Raw genomic sequence first — 19,089 nt, 5'->3', positions numbered from 1 at the left:
AAACTTGATTTTTCGAATGAGGGTTGCAATCATTGGTTCAAGGGGTTATCCATACGTTTATAGTGGTTATGAAACCCTTGTAAAAGAACTTTCTGAAAGGTTGGTCGACAGGGGCATCGAGGTTACTGTCTATTGTCACAAAAATCTTTTCAAAGATAAGCCTAAAAGGCTCAAAGGCATCGATTTGGTTTACCTGCCTTCATTGGAGACAAAAGTGCTTAGTCAGCTAACCCATTCCTTTCTTTCGGTTGTACATGCATGCTTTAGTAACGTAGACGTGATATTTGTTGTTAACTCTGCAAATGGGCCATTTGGCCTACTAACCAGGTTGTTCCAAAAGAAGACCGTTATTAATGTTGATGGGTTGGAATGGCTGCGCCCGAAATGGAAGGGATTAGGTGCCAGCTACTTTTATTTTGCATCCTGGCTTTCCACAAAGCTATATGATCAGTTGGTCAATGATTCTGATGAAATGAGGAGGGTATATCTAAATCTGTTTAAAAGAGAATCAGTTGTTATTGCGTACGGAGCGAATGTTAGAGAATCTATTGATCCCTCTAAAATATCGAAGTGGGGCCTTACTAAAGGAGAATATTTTCTAATTGTAGGCCGTCTTATACCTGACAACAACGCTGACCTCTTGGTAGAGGGTTTTCTACGCTCGAACTCTGAAAGAAAACTTGTCATTGTTGGTGACGTGCCCTACAAAGACAACTATGCCAAAAACATTAAATCAATGGCTGAAAGTGATGACAGGTTACTATTTACAGGATATGTGACAGATCCAGAGGAATTGGCCGAGCTTTATCACAATGCCTTCGTGTACTTGCATGGTCACGAATTTGGAGGAACCAACCCCACTTTACTCAAAGCAATGGCCTATGGATGTTGTATATTGGCTTTGAATACGCCATTTAGTCGAGAAGTACTTGGTGTAGACAAGTATGGGCTTTTTTTCGAAAAAAACGCTGACTCAGTGGTGGAAAAAATAGAAGTGTTGGATATGGATGAAAAGCTGGCGAATGAGTTTAGGGTCGTTGTCCGGCAAGGGCTGACAGCTAAGTACAACTGGGACAATGTGAGCAACCAGTACATTGAAACTTTTAATAAAGTTGCAAAAAAGAAGCTGCGGAATTAGTTATCGGGACTATGTCACTATCAATTAAATACTCTTGGTGGATGGGTTTTGCGATCTTTTTTGTTTCGTGTGAACCCACGGTGAAAAATGACGCTATTGTATTTTTCAACGATTTTGAGAGTACCAATATGGATAATATTGTCGGAGGTAAGCTAATGAATTATAATGGAAATCAGGTAATTGGAAATTACTTTGACGATGGATTTTCTGTAGAACTGGACAGCCTTCCCGAACATAATTATGTAACTATTTCCTTTGACCTGTTTATTCATGATTCCTGGGATGGCAATTTATCGTATCCTGCTGGGCCAGATTGGTGGTTGATGCTGGTTGACGGGCAGTCAATCATCGAAACCACTTTTTCCAATGGGATATGTAATGCTTTATGGTGCATACAACAATCTTATCCTCAAAACGGATGGAGGATGAATGACCCGAAGACCGGAGCTTTTAAGACTGACCTCCCGTTGCTGTGTTACTATTCTGAGCTCAGTAATGGAACTAGTATTTACCAAATCAGTAAAACGGTTGGTCATTCAGGAGGTAAGCTGGAAATCAGATTTTTTGATAGGCTCACCCAACCTATTCCAAATGACATATGTGACGAAAGCTGGTCTCTAGACAATTTGACTTTGAAAACGCTTACTTTAAATTAGACCATATTGAAATGATTTACTATTCTTCTTTCTACTGGGAAATATTTGGTGTGAAAGCTGGAGGCTTAGTGTGTTTGTTTTGACATACAAGTAGTTAAAAGAGAGTAAGCACTCGTACTGTTACGAATACATCAAGATGAGTCTTGCTACTATTGAATGAAGATGAATAGAATAGATATTTTAATTGTTATGCCAGCTCATATAGTAGCATCATGCCCAAAGTACATTTAATGTGAGAAAGTATCTTTTCTGGCTTCTGAGTTTATGTTTGTTCAATCAAGTTTTTGGGCAGTCGATTCCTGTTGTGGGTTATGGTGCTGTCGAGGACTATTTGAGACGAGGCCAATTACTGGGAGAGATTTCGGATAAGTACTCTTTTTCCAGGCGATCACTGTCTTTTATAAATGACGATTCGTCTTACATTAACGATGTCCGGTATCTGTGGGAAGGGAATTCGGTTTTTGATCAAGAGAAATTTAAGGTAGCTGTCCTTCCTCTGCAAAATCGCTTTCAGAGCAACACAAAAATTCCTTATGGTGGCAATGATGGAGCTATTATACCAGCTGTCGGCGCTCAAAATCTTCTAAGCTTCGGGCTGCATATTAAGTATGGACGATTGACTACTCAATTACGGCCGGAATACATTTTCGCACGGGACCTCGACTACGATGGGTTTCCTTCGGTGCACTACGACATCATTTGGATGTGGAGGTATATTTGGTGGAACAGAATAGACCAACCTGAAAAACTGACAAACGGAAAATACAACAAAATTCTTCCGGGTCAGTCCCTCGTGAAATACAGCTTTGACCACTTTTCCGTGGGTATATCAACCCAAAACCTATGGTGGGGGCCTGGTCATCGAAACGCAATAATATTGAGCAACAATGCGCAGGGATTCCCCCATTTATTTTTGGAAACAAACGCACCGGTGGTTACTGCAATCGGCAATTTCGAAGGGCAATTTATTGCAGGGAAAATAGAAAACTCCGGAAAACCCCTGCCGCAGCAGGCCAGAACATATTATGGAGCAACTCTTTTTTCTCCTAAAAGAAATAAATGGAGATATATTTCGGGGATTAACTTTTCGTGGCAGCCAAAATGGGTCAAAGGGCTTTTCCTCGGCTACAATAAAACAAAGCAGCTCTATCATGACGATTTAGCGCACTTTCAAGATTTTATTCCAGTCTTTAACAGGAAAGAAAACCCCTTTGAGGCTCCAATAATTGGGCAATCAAACAGTAGTCAGCAATCTTCTGTTTTTTTGAGGTGGGTCTTTCAACCAGAATCAGCAGAGATCTACGCTGAATACGGCAACCATGGGAAACCTAGAAAATTCAGGAGATGGCTTGAGGAGCCCGAAAAAAACAGAGGCTATACTCTGGGTCTCACTAAGTTGTTCCCCTTAAGGAACAAACAGTACTTGCAGTTCCAAATAGAGGTCACTCAGTTACAACAATCACAAAGGGAAGGAATTTTTGATGCGGATAGTTGGTATTCCGACGACTATATTCGTCAAGGGTTTACTAACAAGGGCCAGCTTCTCGGCGCAGGAATTGGGCCAGGGGGCAACTCGCAGTATTTGGATTTCAGTTGGATAAGGGGGATTAATAGAATAGGTATCCAGTTAGAAAGAATCACACATGACAATGACTGGATGCTATATGCTTTTTCCCGAACAGGCGATTATAGAAGACATTGGATCGATTTTACAGCAGGGCTACATATCGATTGGAAAATTTCTAACATATTGTTATCCGCAAAAGCTGTCTATGTCAGGTCAATTAACTATCAGTGGGAACTAGTGTTTGACCCTGATTTGCCTTGGTTCCGCAATGGACGTGATGTGACAAATTTTCACCCTGCTATTTCCTGCACAATCCCGCTCCAGTGGAATAAGAACTACTTCTCTTTTCTTCCCGGGCCGCGAAGGGCCAAATGAAGTGAAACTTTCTTTTTCAAGAAGGAACGTCCTCTTAATTGTGAGAGAAGGAGTAACAGAGTATGATGTTTTTTTGACAGTAATGGTTTGAACTTTTCTAAAAAAAGCGAAGCGATTGCTATCTCACTCTTTAAATAGTTTTGATCCCCGGTAACTAACAATTTAAGATTTTGTAGTCGTCGTCTGAAAGCAGTTTTTTTTAAGTGAGAAGCTGAAAAGGCAGCATTGCTGCCATGTTTTCTATACTTTACAAGCGGCAGGTCAATTTTGGATGCTGTGCCGAAACTATATCCAATTAAAGCCATCCAATGGTCGTGCATTGGTGCGGAGGAGGGCATTTCGAGAAATAGCTTTCGCATTGGCGGATTTATCAACATGCTACAGCCGGTAACAAAATTTCCGTGTAACAGTGTTTCGAAACAGTGAACATAGGTGTCCTGTCCAAGCTCGTTCCAAAACGATTCTCTAATCACTTTACCTTTTTTGTCAATTACAGCCAAGTCTGAATACACCAAGGCTGGAGTGGTTCCATCGTCTATTTCGCTCATGCGATGTAACAACATCTCCAGCTTGTGCGGCATCCAAATGTCATCCTGATCCGAAAATGCAATGTAGTTTTGAACTTCAGTTAGGGAAACGGCCTTTTTGAAATTTTCAATAATGCCGAGCCGCAATTCGTTGGGAATGTAGCGCAGGTAGCCTGACGATTCGTAACTCTTAAGAATTTCCGCAGAGTTGTCCTGGGATAAGTCATCACAGACTACAATTTCTGAGGGGGGTAGGCTTTGGTTGACTATCGAGTTAATCTGTTCGGCCAGAAATGCACCGCCGTTAAATGTCGCCATAGCCACAGAAACTTTTCTTGCTTTCATAACCCTTCGAGGCATCAGAGGTTAAGCTTTTTCATTACGGCCTGCCATAAATCCATCATGAGCACGTTCTTTAGCACGAGCATTTGCAAAGTCATGTAGACAAGTACACAGGACCCTATTGACAATGTTAGTGTAAGTGCCGCACTTAAAGATAACAGCCGTAGCCCAAATATAATGGGGACAAACAGTGAAGCGCAGAGAATCGACTTAAGGGAGGGCATCCAGTTAAATGAAAGGCGAAAGTTCCTTTGAATAAAATAAAGGTAGGAACAGGTGACAACCACTTCGGTTAGAACATTGGCAATTGAAGCGCCGACTTCCAGAAAGGCTGGGATCAAAACAAAATTAAGGGCAAGGCAAAGGCCCAAACCGAGTGCTACGGAGTAAAACACTTCTTTGTGAAAGCCAGCAGGAACCAAAATAACAAAGGCAAATAGATGCCCGAGACCAACAAGAAGAGGTAATATTGAAAGTATTTGCATGCTTGGCACTGCAGGTAAAAATCCCTCACCTGAAAACACTTCAATAAATTCGGGGGCCAGCAGCAGAAGTCCCACGCTAATTGGTATAGCCAGAAGTAAGACAAAACCAAAAGCTTTGTTGACCATTACCTTCATGTCTTCCTGCTCATTTCTTGCAAGTGCCCGTGCAACCTGGGGCACTAATATGGCACCCAATGAAATCACGATCGGAATAGTGATCCTTGTCAGCTTGACAGCAGCTGTGTATAGACCAACAGACTCGTCGCTTGTTAGGAAGCCAAGGATGACCGTGTCAAGCACAGTATACATGCTTGCGGCTACGGTAGTGCTAAAGATAAACAGAAGAGGTTTGAGATGTCTTTTTAGATTTAAACCTGAAAATGACAAAGAGACTTTTCCTCTCAGCAAGACCACATTCAGGAAGTGACTTCCCTGTATTGTGAATAGAACAATAAGTAAATAGGCCAGGTAATCGTCAGCTTCCTTTATGAACGTGAAAGTAAGTACAAGTGCTATCGATTTTATGACGACGGATCTGACAGCAATGGTCTTGAAATCTTCGAGGCCTGAGTAGAACCATTCGATTGAAGTAAAACTCAGAACCACTATTAAACCTGCAAATAGAAACAGTTGAAACTGGTTGCCAAAAAAAGGAACCGAAAAAATTAGGGCAAAATAGGCTAATGAAAGCAACAAACTGGTAATTATGTATATGCTTGTCAACTCAGAAAAGACCTTTGAAAGTTTAAAAAAATCGCCTTTTGCCGCTGCAATTACCTGAATACCGTATACGGGGATGCCCAGCGCTGCTATAAGAGTAAAGTACTGAGAGAAGGAAGTGACAAACTGCACCTTTCCAATGCCAGAGGGCCCCAATATCCTTGACACGTACGGAAAGGTTATGATAGGAAAAAGGATATTCGAAAATGAAAAAATAAGATTATAAAAATAGTTTCTTTTCATAGCTAGAGGAGGCGACTCCCAACCCGACATTAGATGAAAATCTTTCAAGGAAACTGAATAGGTCTGTTCTCTCAGACTACCATTGGATCATCTATTTTCAATTTAAGTCACATAAATACAAAAAGCTTTAGATATTTACCCTCACAAATTATTTCCTTGCGGGATAAACTTTATAAAGCAACTTAATGAGGTCAGTTATTGACGTCGAAAAAGCAATAGAAGAGGTGCATTCTCAACTTGCTGAAGAAAAAGAAAGCGACCTGGAATATTTCAATTACCACAAACGCAGGTATCGGAGAATGGCGTCTTCGGTAGTAAAGGTAATGCCGCCAGGCAGCAAAATTTTGGAAATAGGCAGCCACTATTTACATTCTTCCATGATTCTTACCAAACTGGGCTACCAGATAGACGCTATGGATGTAAGTCCTTTTTGGGATCTTGAATTTGTCAGGAAGAGAGAAAAAGGCTTTGGGATAGTAGGGATAGTTGAAAACGATCTCGAACAGTTGACGTCCATGGAAGGCGTTGATTCCAGGTACGACTTGATTCTTTTTACCGAGATTATGGAGCACATAACATTCAACCCCATTTCATTTTGGAAGAGTGTTCATAAGATAATAAGGCCTGGAGGGATCATTTATATATCGACACCTAATTCTTTGACTTTGATGAGCATCGTCAGAAGCATAAAAAACTTATTGACTATGACGGGGATTGGTGTTGGCGTTGGGGAGATATTTGAGAGGGTTACGTATGGCCACCATTGGAAAGAGTATTCTGCAAAAGAGATAAGAAAATACTTCCACCTTTTGTCGGATGACTTTCACGTGAATATTAAGAGGTATCACTATAAGCAGTATTCATGGGAAACCCCTGTTGAAGGCATTTATAAGATCCTCTCATCAATTGGAAATACAAGTTATATTTTCTCTGAAGAGCTTGAAGTGTTAGTTACAGTGGCTAAGGAGGGTTCCTGGAAGCTGGAACCACCAAAATACTGAAAGTTCTGTTATAGTTTGATGAAACCCATCTGCCATTGTTGCTTTCAAATTTGCCCGCCGGAAAGGTAGATGACAATATCGTCTAAGCTTTTCTGTGGGATTTATATCTTGGCAACGCTAATTTGAAACAAGGTCGGTGCACATGAGTATCTTGAGGTGTTTTGCTTCAATACTACTTAGCAGGAAAGACAGGCAAAGTTTGAGGTTTTGGTGGCATTGCTTTTCAACACGCTAACGAGAAATAGGCTAATGAAAAAGGGAATAAAAGTTTTTGGCTTCATAGTAACGTTGGCTATTTCCTTTGTAGTCAATGCTCAAGATATGCCTACTGGCTTTAAATCCTTTGAGGAGCGAATACGGCGTCTACAGCTATTGGGAGATACTTTGATTAGGCCATCCTTTAATATTCGGCCATTTAGCAGTAAGGTTTATTTAGCAGATTCAGCGACAAAGCTCTATGCATTTAGTGGTATTGTTTTCAGTGGGAAGAAGTCTAAGGCTCGCATAGAGTTACTCCCTTTTGAATTAACTACTCAATTGAACACTACTAATCCATATGGGTGGAACGATGGTTTGATGATCCCTTCCAGGGGCTTCCAGTCTTACATCTCAGGAGGATTTTATCTTAAAGCTGGGCCCTTTCAAGTGCAGCTACGTCCTGAAGCAGTTTGGTCGGCAAACCAAGCGTATCAAGGTTTTACCAACCCCTATGTGCTGCCCTTTTACTACCGGTACACCTATAATTATATAGATTCGCCTGAGAGATTTGGTCAAGGCGCTTACTATAGGTTTCACCCTGGACAAAGCTTTGCTGGTCTCAACCTGGGGCCAGTTTTTATTGGAGCTTCTTCTCAGAACATCTGGTGGGGACCGGGAAAGAGAAACGCCTTGATTTTCAGCAACAATGCCCCTGGCTTTTATCACTTGGGGTTAAAAACCACCAAACCAATCGAGACATTGATAGGAACCTTTGAATTTCAGACACTGGTGGGAAAGCTCGAAGCCTCTGGCTATTTGCCAACGCAGATTGTCAGTCCGCTTTATTTGAATCCGATAGATGATTGGAGGTATTTATCTGGATTCACCTTTAATTATTCTCCATCGTGGTTCTCTGGCTTTCACTTTGGAGCCTCCAGAGTTTTTCAACAATACTTTGGCGACACCAAAAGGAACAAAGATTATTTTCCGGGCATACTAAATATTTTTAAAGCCAACGATCCGGTTTCCGACGATTTGCTTAACAGGGATCAAATGATTTCAGTGTATTTTAGATGGGTTTGGAAAAAGGTGCAAGCTGAGTTGTATGCAGAATACGGCCGCAATGACGCATCCTGGAACCTGAGGGATTTTATTATGACTCCTGAGCACTCAAGGGCATACATCCTTGGTTTTTCTAAGCTTTTTGCATTGCCTGGGAAGGATCGTTACCTTCAACTGAATGCAGAGCTTACACAGCTGCAGCAGTCCAGCAATTATATCAATAGAGATGCGAAGAGTTGGTACCTCCATTCGCAAGTTACCAACGGCTTTACGCATCTTGGGCAAGTGATTGGCGCTGGAATCGGGCCTGGGAGTAACCTACAGTCGTTGGAGGTAAGTTGGGTAGGTGGATTAAATAAGATTGGAATGCGAATAGAAAGGCTTACTCATAATAACGATTTTTATAATGTGGCGTTTAGTTACAATCCTCTTCATTCTCCATGGGTAGATACCTCAGCTGCGCTGCTCTTTGACAGAAGCTTCAACAGGTTCTTCATAAGCACCAACCTCTCCTTTGTCAATTCCAACAATTATCAATGGGGCTTTCGGCCTGGCGAAGAGAATGCAGTGCTTCCGAGGGGCGAGAGAAAGTTTAATGCCTTTGTAAATGTCAATACCGTTTACCGTTTCGGCAGGTAGGCTTACCAATAAATTGCCATGTAATTTGGTTGCAGCAACTTCGCACATCTTCGATGCGCTCCAATTGAAATTGAAGAGAAGAGTAAACTCGGAAGAGCTGAGACAACCCGTTCGGACACAATGGGCTAATTTTGCGCCGGCAGATTGAGGGCAACTTTGACCAGCGAATAAGGTAAAAGCAATGAAACCTCAGAAATATGGGAATTCTGCGCACTCTTGTTATAATTATTTATATTTGCGACCGTTTACAACCAGGCATTGGTAATAAGCCCTGCTCGGCAGAAATAGAAAAGAAAGTGTTTCTCTTAAACGAAAACTCAAAACATTTAATGAAATTAGTAAAATTAGGTATATCCTTTTCTCGGTTGCAAGGGTTGTTTAAATTAGCTTCAATAATCTTTCTTCTGATCGTCATTCTGGCTCCAAACGATCTGAAGTCGCAGTCCTTTGGGGATTTGGGCTCGATTAAAGTCGATTTGCTGACTGATCAACAAATTGAAGATCTTTTGATAAAAGCGGAGAGCTTGGGCGTTTCACAAGATCGATTGATTGCTTTGGCACGCCAAAGAGGGATGCTCCCTGCTGAGCATGCGAAATTTGAAAGAAGAGTAATACAAGTTAGCAATGTGAGACTCAGAAGAGAGAAAAGACAAGAATCTTCAGCCGAAGCATTGCGGAAGACTCAAAGGTTTGGCAGCGATAACCTGTTTGAATCGATAACGGGTCGTGATAGCTTGGGCTACGAACTAAACGACCTTGAGAAGAAGATTTTTGGATATTCTATTTTTCACAATAAGCCCCTCGATTTTTCTCCGAATTTGAATATGCCTACGCCTAAAAACTATATTTTAGGGCCTGGAGACGAGGTTATAATAAATATTTACGGTGCGACAACGGATAGCTTCAAAGAGATCATTACTCCGGATGGCAAAATCAACATGAAATTTATCGGGTTGATACATATCGGCGGTTTGTCTGTTGATGCCGCTATCTCATCACTTACTGGTAAACTAGGCAGCTATTATTCGGGGCTGAGAGGAAATAATCCTAACACATTTCTGTCACTAACGGTCGGAAATGTAAGGACGATCAAAGTGAATATTGTTGGAGAGGTGAAGAGTCCTGGCACTTATTCACTGCCCTCCATGTCTACAGTATTCAACGCCCTTTATGCAGCTGGTGGCCCGACTACCAATGGTACATTTCGTCATATTCAGGTGTACCGATCAGGTAAACTCGTTACCGAGGTCGACACATACCCATTCTTAACCAAAGGCGACGACAGCACTAATGTAAGGCTGGAAGACAATGACGTCATCCTCACAAGACCCATTTCAAATAGAGTTGAAGTTATAGGGGCTACCAGAATACAAGGACTTTTTGAGATGAGGCCTCATGAGACATTGGAGGACTTGATTTACTTCTCGGGTGGCTTTACTGAATTGGCTTACACTGATATGATAACCGTTACCAGAATGGGCGAAGAAATGAAAACCGTTGAAACCCTTGACAAGGCCCTACAGCAACAATTCTTTCCCAGAGATGGAGATGTTTTTACCATCGGAGAAATCCAGGACAGATTTTCAAACCGTGTTCAAGTGCAAGGCCCTGTCGTTCGTCCGGGACAATATGAATTAACTGAAGGATTGACCGTCTCACAGCTAATAAAGAAAGCAGGGGGACTGCAAGGGGATGCGTTTTTAAGCCGGGCAACCTTATACAGGACCTCCGAGAACTTCACTCTGAAAGCTGCTTCCATAGATTTGGGTGCCATCCTGGAAGGGCTAGCTGACGACCTTACTTTACAAAACGAAGATTTGCTGAGTATTGTGAGCATTTTTGACCTTCGGGAAGAATACTCTGTGGAAGTTAGCGGCGAGGTTAATAAAGCGGGAAACTACCCATATGCCGAAAACATGACAATCGGTGATTTACTAATTAGAGCAGGGGGTTTGAAAGAATCAGCAGCCAACTCAATTATAGAGATTGCTAGAAGAGTTAGCAACGATAATTCTGGAAAAATAGCCTCAATTATTACTCTTCCGGTCAACAATAATTTGTCAATTGCCGATGAAGAAAGAGAGATTACTTTAAGTCCGTTCGATCATGTTTTTGTTCGAAAAAGCCTTGGTTATCAGGAACAAAAGTTGGTGACCATTGAAGGCGAGGTTAATTATCCGGGAGAATATGCTCTCGACATCGTCACAATGAGAATATCAGACCTTGTAAAGCGAGCTGGCGGTTTAAATCAATTTGCTTATGCCAAGGGTGCAACGCTTCTGAGGAGGACAGAATATTATGAGCCTAAGCCAGAAGAAGAAATAAGGTTGGAGAAATTGACGGATTTGCAGGCAAACACCGTTAGAAAGGATGCGGAAAATATCGAATCTGAGAGGAAAATGCTCGAGAGAGTGGATGCAAATGTCACCAAGGGTAAAGAAGCCCTATTGATGAGTGAATTAAATCAATCCGATGACGAGCTTCTCGAACAGGCCAGGACAGAAAGACTTATTCGTACCGGTGCGGTCAAGGAGAAGGAAATGAAAGCAAAAGAGGCAGAATTGGTGGGGATAAATCTTAATGAGATTATTAAGAACCCGGGTTCTCCTTATGATTTGATATTGAAAGATGGCGATCTACTAACCATTCCAAAAGAGTTACAAACTGTGCGACTAAGGGGTGAAGTACTTTACCCAACAACAACTCGATATGAAACTGGTAAAGGATTAAAGGGATATATTGGAAATGCAGGCGGCTTCTCGGAGGTAGCTAGTAGAAAAAGATCTTACGTTGTTTATGCAAACGGAGAAGTAAAGCGAACAAAAAGGTTTTTCGGGTTTAGATTTTATCCTCAAATTGAGCCAGGAGCAGAAATTATAGTTCCCCTTGCGCCAGCACGTAGACCTATTTCGATTCAGGAAATTGTAGGCCTGTCTACAAGCTTCCTGACGCTTTATTTACTGATAAATTCTCAGGTGCTTCGCAATTGATAAGCTTTTTATGAGGAATAAAAAAATTACCGTTAGAGAGACGTTTTCTGGAGAAGAAATTGCTCTGCTTGATGTTTTCTGGCTGTTTTATAACAGAAAGATTTACCTGGCAGTTTCGATAGTTCTTTTTCTAATTATAGGAGTGATTGTCGCAAATACCACACCTGTAGAATACGAGGCTACAGTTGAAATTTTATCGGAAGGGGGTGATGATGGATCTGCTGGCGGGCTTAGTGACCTTATCGGCTTGGCAGGCGTTCGAACAAACCGAAAGTCCAGCGGCGGAGGCTCTGGAGGTTTGGAGTCCGACATGTACCCTCAGATTCTTCGAAGTAGTCCCTTCTTACTGGAATTAATGGACGAGGAATTCCAGTTTGGAAGAAAAAGGAAGCTGTCTCTTTACGAATTTTTCCTTCAGCCAGAGCCAAAGCACTTCTTTGCTACAGCAGCAGACTATTTGAAGGACTTCCCTTTAAACGTCAAGATTCTTCTGGGATTTGCAAAGAAGAAAAAGCTCGTAACTCCCAAACATGTCAGAAAGAAAATGGAAAACTATCCTTCCATACTGATTTTGTCTGGAGAGGAAAAAAAAGTTATGGCTCAACTTAAAAGACGGATAAGCATTGCTAGCGATGGAAGAATCATTTCGCTAACAGTTAAAATGCCTGACAGAAATGTTGCCGCACAGTTGAACACTATAGTGATTGAAAAACTCATAACTTACCTTTCCAACTACAAAACAGAAAAGCTTCGGTTAGACTTGGAGTTCATTGGTGAAAGAAAAGCGGAGGCGGAAATCGAATATTTAAAGGCCCAAAAAGAGTTGGCAACGTTTCGGGATTCCAATCAGGGCAGGATGACCAAGCTGGCAGAATCAAGAGAGCAATATCTTACTTTTGAGTATAATCTAGCCTTCAATATTTACAATACTTTGTCCAATCAACTTGAACAGGCTCAAATTCAAGTCAAAAAAGAAACTCCTCTTTTTTCAGAGTTCGAACCCGTTTCAATTCCCGGAAGCCCGTCGGAGCCTAAGGCGAGCAAGATAATTACTCTTTATACAGGAGTTGGCGCTGTGTTCGGCTTTCTTACACTGGTATTGATGTTACTTGTTTCCTATTTCAAAGAGCTGGCAATCTCGAAGACAAATTGATTCATGATGTGAAAGTTTCAATACTATTGGATTGTTTTAACAATCGAGTAATTTTGTTACTCAAAAATGCTAGAGCCATGGTCTCACATCACTTCGAAAACCAATTTGAGCCCTTTGATTAAGTTTTTCAGCAATTCCGACACAGAAGCACATCTTCAAAACTTAGCCGAAGAGTTGGGTACATTTTTCAGTTCGGTTTATATCAAACCTTCTGAACGAGGTTACGGTTTTAAAAACAAACTTGACAACGATTCCAGTGATTCTAAAAGTGAAGACTTTTGCACTAATTTTGGATAATTAAGGGCCGGTGTAACACGACTCCGAATTTCGATTCCAGCTTAATATTCATGATGATAAGAAAAATAGTTTTTTGATGAAAAAGGCATTAATTACAGGAATAACCGGTCAGGACGGAGCCTATCTCGCCGAACTGTTGCTCAAAAAAGGGTATGAGGTTCACGGCATAAAAAGGCGAGCTTCGCTGTTCAACACTGACAGGATAGATCATCTGTATCAAGACCCTCATGTTGACCATCCTAAGCTTATTTTGCACTATGGTGATATGACGGATTCGATGAATCTGACAAGAATTATACAAGAGACGCAACCAGATGAAATATATAATCTGGCAGCTATGAGTCATGTGAAGGTGAGTTTTGACACACCAGAATATACCGCTAATGCGGACGGCATTGGGACGCTTAGGATTCTTGAGGCCGTGAGGCTTCTTCGACTTGAAACCAAAACAAGAATATATCAGGCTTCTACTTCTGAATTGTACGGATTGGTTCAACAGGTGCCTCAGTCTGAAACGACACCTTTCTACCCAAGGTCTCCTTATGCCGTTGCCAAACTTTATGCCTACTGGATAACTGTGAACTACAGAGAAGCATATAATATGTTTGCGTGCAATGGAATTCTATTCAATCATGAATCCCCCCTTCGTGGTGAGACCTTCGTTACCCGCAAGATCACACGAGCCGTTGCTAAGATCGTTCTTGGCTTACAACAAGACTTATTCGTTGGTAACCTTGATGCGAAAAGGGACTGGGGACATGCTAAAGACTATGTTGAAGCTATGTGGAGAATTCTTCAACAGGACGTTGCCGAGGACTATGTGATTGCCACCGGAGTTACTACCAGTGTAAGAGACTTTATTAAAATGTCGTTTGCTCACGTCGGGCTCAACCTGAATTTTCAGGGAAATGGCTTAAATGAGGTTGGAGTTCTTGAATCAATTGATTCTGATACGTTGATGAAGAAAGTTGGGAATTCAGACCTCCCTGAAGGATTAAAATTGGGGGACACTCTGGTAAAAGTAGATCCACGATATTTTAGGCCAACTGAAGTTGAGCTTCTCATTGGAGACCCTGCAAAGGCTCATAGCAAGTTGGGGTGGAAGCCGAAATATCAATTGAAAGGTCTTGTGGAAGAAATGATGGATTCGGATGTTAAGCTTTTTCAAAGAGACATCCATTTGATTAGCGCAGGACACAAGGTTTTAAAACAGGCAGAGTAAGTGAAAGAGACCGAAGAAAACTGGGACTTAGTAATCAGACCGACATCTGGCTTACTCGACTTAAAGCTAAAGCAGGTTTGGAAATATAGAGATTTGCTCTGGATGTTTGTAAAGAGGGACTTTATATCTTTCTATAAACAGACAATTCTCGGGCCAGTTTGGTTTTTTATACAGCCACTATTCACCATGGGAGTTTATATGTTTGTATTTGGCTCATTGGCTGGAATATCGACTGATGAACTTCCTCAACCACTCTTTTATTTGGCTGGCATAACAGCTTGGACATATTTCTCCGAATGCCTTACTAAAACATCACGTGTATTTATTGATAATGTACACATATTCGGCAAGGTATATTTCCCAAGGATAGTGATGCCTTTGAGTATAATCATTTCGAGTTTAATAAAACTGTCGGTACAATTGAGTCTGCTTCTTGTGATGATGGCCTATTACTTTATTCAGGGCGCAAACTTCAGCCCTTCAATTTATATACTATTGTTTCCTATTCTTTTGCTCTTAATGGCTAGCCTGGCCCTTGGCCTTGGCATGATTGTCTCCTCTCTTACAACAAAGTACAGAGATTTAGTTTTTTTGATCACTTTCGGCGTCCAACTATTGATGTATTCAACTACAGTTGTATACCCGCTATCTAGCTTGTACGGGGTTTATCGACTCGCCATTCTTGCTAACCCAATGACCACTATTATAGAAGGTGTGAGACTAGGCTTTTTAGGCCAGGGTTCGTTTACATGGCTTGGCTTTTTATATACCTGCGGTATCACAGCGCTAATCTTGTTCATAGGAACATTGGTATTCAATAAGGTTGAGAAAAATTTTGTAGATACGGTTTAATGAGCACAGCAATTAAAGTAGAAAATATATCTAAGGCATACCAACTCGGGCAATTCAGCACCGGTACTCTTTCAAGAGATTTGGAGCGCTGGTGGGCGCTAGCAAGGGGGAAAGAGGATCCTTATTTGAAGCTTGGAGAAACCAATGTTCGATCCACGAAGGGCGTATCCAATGTCGTTTGGAGCCTCAAGGACATTTCTTTCGAAGTTGAAGAGGGAATGGCGATCGGGATAATTGGGAAAAATGGAGCCGGAAAGAGCACCTTATTGAAACTTCTATCCCAAGTCACCACCCCTACAACCGGCCAAATTAAGGTTAGGGGACGAATCGCCAGCTTGCTCGAGGTTGGGACAGGGTTTCATCCAGACTTGACTGGAAGAGAAAACATTTTTCTTAACGGTGCCATACTTGGCATGCGCACTAAGGAAATACAAAAAAAATTCGATGAAATTGTGGATTTCTCAGGGGTTGAAAGATACATAGATACTCCAGTAAAAAGATACTCATCTGGCATGTACGTAAGACTTGCCTTTGCTGTAGCGGCTCATTTGGAATCTGAAATTCTAATTGTTGATGAAGTTTTAGCAGTTGGAGATGCTGATTTCCAGAGAAAATGTTTAGGTAAAATGGGTGAGGTGAGCAAAGGAGAAGGCAGAACTGTTCTCTTTGTCAGCCATAACATGGAGTCGGTTTCAAAACTTTGCAGTGAAGGGATATTGCTGGAAAACGGCACGTTAAAGTACCAAGGTGCTATGACGGATATTATAAATCAATATCTCTTATCTGGATTGAACGGAAAAGAAGCATTGGTGGACTTAAAGCCTTATAACCTGACGGCTTCGTACAACACTGGAACGTTAGTTTTAGAAAATTTAATGTTTGAAAACTCTATTGAGGGGTCTAATGTCTTTGCTTGGAACAAACCCATTGAAATTCGGGTGGGGTTCAAAGTGTTGAAAAAAGTAGACAATCTTGTTATTGGATTTACTATTGCAACAGCAACCGGCGTCAATGTTTTCACTGCCAACAACTCGGGTAGCGAGTTTTCATTTGAGGCGAACACTGAAGTAAAGATCAGAATTAAAATGGATCACAACTTAAGACATGGTTTATATACTTTGCATCTAGGTGCTTTGGAAGGAAGCAAGGACATATGGTGGCACACCGACATTGCAAATCTCGAAATAACAAATCTTACGCCTGGGATCGATTACCCTACAAATAATTCAGGCGTCGTTTTATGTGACTCTATCTGGACAATCAATTAGCCTTGGATGAGCAGTCTGAAAACTATCATATGGGGGTTTGAAGGCCAGTCTGGTCTGAGTATTGTAAAAGCGATTTCCGCTGATTCAGATTTTGAAGTGATTCATACCGTTAATGACTTTGGAGGTTCGGAAAATATATTCGATTACCTTCGTTGTGCTGAAAATTTACACGTCATAAGTTTTGATGAAAAAATTTATAAGTCCGTATATGATAGAGGCCTTAATAAATTTGCCAATATGTTTTCAAGGCATTACCAAGACTACTCATGGACTTACCATGATTTCGTCGATGCATTTAATATTCTTTTTAACAGACTTTTTAACCTTTTATCTGAGAGGAAACCGGATTTAGTGATCTTTTCGAATATTCCTCACGAAGGCCCGGACTATATTTTATACCTTCTTGCTAAAGAGTTGGGAATCAAAACACTTTTATTTTATCAATCCTTGTTCAAAGAGAAGTTTTTCATAGTAACAACGCTTGACGATTTTGGACAATTTAATTCCGTTGGCAACGTTTCGGTTGAGCAGAAGATCAAGATTGAAAAACGGCATGAGGACGAATATTTTTATATGAGCAATGTGGCTCCAATTGCTTTTAGAAGGCCCCCTTACCTTAAACTTGCTAAGCTTGTAGTATCAAAGAAATTGTTTGTTGTAGGAATAGAACTAGTTAAGAATTATAGATTCAACCAATTTGTCGACGCCATAAGAAGGAACGAAAAAGATTTGAATCTACATTTAGCCAAATATGTCTATTTTCCTTTGGCAATGCAGCCCGAGTTGACAACTTCTGCTATTGGCAAGTTGTACAACGATCAACTTTTGGCAGTTGAACGTCTGGTGCATATTTTGCCAGCTGATTGGAAGGTGGTCGTGAAGGAGAATCCGAAGCAGACAGATTTTCAACGGGGGCACCTATTCTTTCAAAGATTAAAGATGCTTAAGAATGTTGTACTCGCTCCAGTTTCATATAATACTCATGAGCTCACCAGACATTCGGAATTTGTTGCAGTTGTAACCGGCACAGCAGGATGGGAGGCAATAAAGGGAGGTAAGAAAGCTCTGATATTTGGGAATGCATGGTACCAGAAGTTACCAGGAGCCATCACATATAAAGATGGTTTGAAAATCGAGGATGTTTTGAGGTATTCTTTTGAACACAACAGCTTGGAGAACGAATTTTCAGCGCTGATGACTAAATGTGGTATCGGACTGGTTGACGACGCATACAGTGTAGAGCTTGAAACTTTTGATGTTTACAGTAATTCAACCAAAGTGCTAAATTCAATTAAGAACGTTGTTAGTAGTGAAGATACCGTTTGGGAATAATTAAAGGAAATATGGTAAACAATAAGAGTGTTTTAATTACTGGAGGTACAGGCTCACTTGGGAAAGCGCTAACAAGGGAAATTTTCACCAAATGGCCTGAAGTTAAGAAAGTAATAGTTTTTTCTCGTGACGAGCAAAAGCAATTTCAAATGGCACAGGAGTACCCTGAAGACAAATTTCCACAAATTCGGTTCTTTATTGGCGATGTCAGAGATGAAAAAAGGCTAGTTAGGGCATTTAATGGCGTGGACTACGTGATTCATGCAGCGGCAATGAAGCACGTCCCTATTGCTGAGTACAACCCGGATGAATGTATAAAAACAAATATTGGCGGAGCTCAAAATGTCATACACGCAGCTTTTGAGGCTGGAGTAAAAAGAGTGGTAGCCCTCTCAACAGACAAGGCCTGCGCACCTATTAACCTTTATGGGGCTACTAAACTTACGTCGGATAAGTTGTTTATCGCTGCAAATAATATTAGCGGTAGCAATCCAATAAAATTTTCAGTGGTTAGATACGGTAATGTAATGGGTTCAAATGGTTCCGTTATTCCTTTTTTCCTTAATCGAAGGACTGAGGGAGTATTGCCAATAACGGATCCAGACATGACTCGGTTCAACATATCACTAAAAGGAGGGGTTAACATGGTCATGTATGCTCTGGAGCACGCATGGGGAGGAGAATTATTTGTTCCCAAAATCCCTTCGTATCGTATCATGGACGTAGCCGAGGCGATCGGACCGGATTGTGAGAAGCCGATTGTTGGAATAAGACCTGGGGAGAAGGTGCATGAAGAAATGATCACCGCATCAGACTCTTATAACACTTATGACTTGGGCAAATACTACGTTATACTTCCGAGCACTCCTAAGTGGAAAATTAGCGACTTTGTTAACCAATTTAGCGCAAAAAAGGTTAAAGCCGGGTTCAATTACAATTCGGGCGAGAATCACGATTGGGAGACAGTAGACAGCCTGAGGAAGTTGATCAGTGAACATGTAGATTCAACTTTCAAATACTAG

Annotated in this window: 14 protein-coding genes; 12 read left to right on the top strand and 2 right to left on the bottom strand. The window is 41.2% G+C overall.

Annotated elements, in window-relative coordinates; genetic code table 11:
* Positions 1 to 16: 16 nt before the first annotated feature.
* The 3 genes from RIG68_RS21555 (at position 17) to RIG68_RS21545 (ending at position 3,736) form a co-directional block, all read left to right on the top strand.
* On the top strand, positions 17 to 1,138 hold the full coding sequence (locus RIG68_RS21555) for a glycosyltransferase (protein WP_350127099.1): 1,122 nt from the start codon (positions 17 to 19) through the stop codon (positions 1,136 to 1,138).
* Between the two features lie 41 nt (positions 1,139 to 1,179).
* Positions 1,180 to 1,794, top strand: coding sequence for a hypothetical protein (locus RIG68_RS21550; protein ID WP_350127096.1), 615 nt, complete (start codon positions 1,180 to 1,182; stop codon positions 1,792 to 1,794).
* A 232-nt stretch (positions 1,795 to 2,026) separates the two neighbouring features.
* A complete protein-coding gene (locus RIG68_RS21545) occupies positions 2,027 to 3,736 on the top strand; it encodes a capsule assembly Wzi family protein (RefSeq protein WP_350127093.1) in 1,710 nt (569 codons plus the stop codon).
* Here RIG68_RS21545 and RIG68_RS21540 read toward each other — a convergent pair.
* Both RIG68_RS21540 and RIG68_RS21535 read right to left on the bottom strand, forming a co-directional pair.
* The gene (locus RIG68_RS21540) at positions 3,697 to 4,608 is read right to left on the bottom strand and encodes a glycosyltransferase family 2 protein (protein ID WP_350127090.1); all 912 of its coding nucleotides are present in this window, start codon (positions 4,606 to 4,608) and stop codon (positions 3,697 to 3,699) included. The two genes, RIG68_RS21545 and RIG68_RS21540, sit on opposite strands and share 40 nt — an antisense overlap.
* A gap of 14 nt (positions 4,609 to 4,622) precedes the next feature.
* Positions 4,623 to 6,053 (bottom strand): flippase, encoded by a 1,431-nt coding sequence (locus tag RIG68_RS21535; RefSeq protein WP_350127088.1) that lies wholly within the window; start codon positions 6,051 to 6,053, stop codon positions 4,623 to 4,625.
* A gap of 185 nt (positions 6,054 to 6,238) precedes the next feature.
* On the opposite strand from RIG68_RS21535, the gene RIG68_RS21530 reads away from it, so the two are divergent.
* The 9 genes from RIG68_RS21530 (at position 6,239) to pseB (ending at position 19,089) form a co-directional block, all read left to right on the top strand.
* Positions 6,239 to 7,054 (top strand): class I SAM-dependent methyltransferase, encoded by an 816-nt coding sequence (locus tag RIG68_RS21530; protein ID WP_350122022.1) that lies wholly within the window; start codon positions 6,239 to 6,241, stop codon positions 7,052 to 7,054.
* 249 nt (positions 7,055 to 7,303) lie between these two features.
* Entirely contained in the window at positions 7,304 to 8,953 is a 1,650-nt protein-coding gene (locus RIG68_RS21525; RefSeq protein ID WP_350127085.1) for a capsule assembly Wzi family protein, read from the top strand.
* Positions 8,954 to 9,150: 197 nt separating this feature from the next.
* Positions 9,151 to 11,943 carry an SLBB domain-containing protein gene (locus RIG68_RS21520; RefSeq protein ID WP_350127082.1) on the top strand — a complete coding sequence of 931 codons (2,793 nt, stop codon included), beginning with the start codon at positions 9,151 to 9,153 and terminating at the stop codon, positions 11,941 to 11,943.
* Positions 11,944 to 11,953: 10 nt separating this feature from the next.
* Positions 11,954 to 13,096, top strand: a complete 1,143-nt coding sequence (locus tag RIG68_RS21515) for a GumC domain-containing protein (protein ID WP_350127079.1) — start codon at positions 11,954 to 11,956, stop codon at positions 13,094 to 13,096.
* Between the two features lie 373 nt (positions 13,097 to 13,469).
* Entirely contained in the window at positions 13,470 to 14,615 is a 1,146-nt protein-coding gene (gmd, locus tag RIG68_RS21510; protein WP_350127076.1) for a GDP-mannose 4,6-dehydratase, read from the top strand.
* Positions 14,616 to 15,467, top strand: coding sequence for an ABC transporter permease (locus RIG68_RS21505; protein WP_350127073.1), 852 nt, complete (start codon positions 14,616 to 14,618; stop codon positions 15,465 to 15,467). It abuts the gene before it with no gap.
* Positions 15,467 to 16,735, top strand: a complete 1,269-nt coding sequence (locus RIG68_RS21500; RefSeq protein ID WP_350127070.1) for an ABC transporter ATP-binding protein — start codon at positions 15,467 to 15,469, stop codon at positions 16,733 to 16,735. Before RIG68_RS21505 ends, RIG68_RS21500 begins: the two co-directional genes overlap by 1 nt.
* 6 nt (positions 16,736 to 16,741) lie before the next feature.
* Positions 16,742 to 18,067 (top strand): capsular polysaccharide export protein, LipB/KpsS family, encoded by a 1,326-nt coding sequence (locus RIG68_RS21495; protein ID WP_350127067.1) that lies wholly within the window; start codon positions 16,742 to 16,744, stop codon positions 18,065 to 18,067.
* Between the two features lie 11 nt (positions 18,068 to 18,078).
* Positions 18,079 to 19,089: a UDP-N-acetylglucosamine 4,6-dehydratase (inverting) gene (gene pseB, locus RIG68_RS21490; RefSeq protein ID WP_350127064.1), complete on the top strand. Its 1,011-nt coding sequence runs from the start codon at positions 18,079 to 18,081 to the stop codon at positions 19,087 to 19,089.

The organism is Imperialibacter sp. (assembly GCF_040222385.1).
Classification (GTDB): Bacteria; Bacteroidota; Bacteroidia; order Cytophagales; family Cyclobacteriaceae; genus Imperialibacter.
The sequence above is the reverse complement of the archived record's forward strand: the minus strand, read 5'-3'. Positions and strand labels throughout refer to the sequence as shown.

Coding starts and splice junctions, on each gene's coding strand:
- RIG68_RS21555 (WP_350127099.1), top strand. CDS start 17: ATGAGGGTTGCAATCATTGGTTCAAGGGGTTATCCATACGTTTATAGT.
- RIG68_RS21550 (WP_350127096.1), top strand. CDS start 1,180: ATGGGTTTTGCGATCTTTTTTGTTTCGTGTGAACCCACGGTGAAAAAT.
- RIG68_RS21540 (WP_350127090.1), bottom strand. CDS start 4,608: ATGAAAGCAAGAAAAGTTTCTGTGGCTATGGCGACATTTAACGGCGGT.
- RIG68_RS21535 (WP_350127088.1), bottom strand. CDS start 6,053: ATGAAAAGAAACTATTTTTATAATCTTATTTTTTCATTTTCGAATATC.
- RIG68_RS21530 (WP_350122022.1), top strand. CDS start 6,239: ATGAGGTCAGTTATTGACGTCGAAAAAGCAATAGAAGAGGTGCATTCT.
- RIG68_RS21525 (WP_350127085.1), top strand. CDS start 7,304: ATGAAAAAGGGAATAAAAGTTTTTGGCTTCATAGTAACGTTGGCTATT.
- RIG68_RS21520 (WP_350127082.1), top strand. CDS start 9,151: ATGGGAATTCTGCGCACTCTTGTTATAATTATTTATATTTGCGACCGT.
- RIG68_RS21515 (WP_350127079.1), top strand. CDS start 11,954: ATGAGGAATAAAAAAATTACCGTTAGAGAGACGTTTTCTGGAGAAGAA.
- gmd (WP_350127076.1), top strand. CDS start 13,470: ATGAAAAAGGCATTAATTACAGGAATAACCGGTCAGGACGGAGCCTAT.
- RIG68_RS21500 (WP_350127070.1), top strand. CDS start 15,467: ATGAGCACAGCAATTAAAGTAGAAAATATATCTAAGGCATACCAACTC.
- RIG68_RS21495 (WP_350127067.1), top strand. CDS start 16,742: ATGAGCAGTCTGAAAACTATCATATGGGGGTTTGAAGGCCAGTCTGGT.
- pseB (WP_350127064.1), top strand. CDS start 18,079: ATGGTAAACAATAAGAGTGTTTTAATTACTGGAGGTACAGGCTCACTT.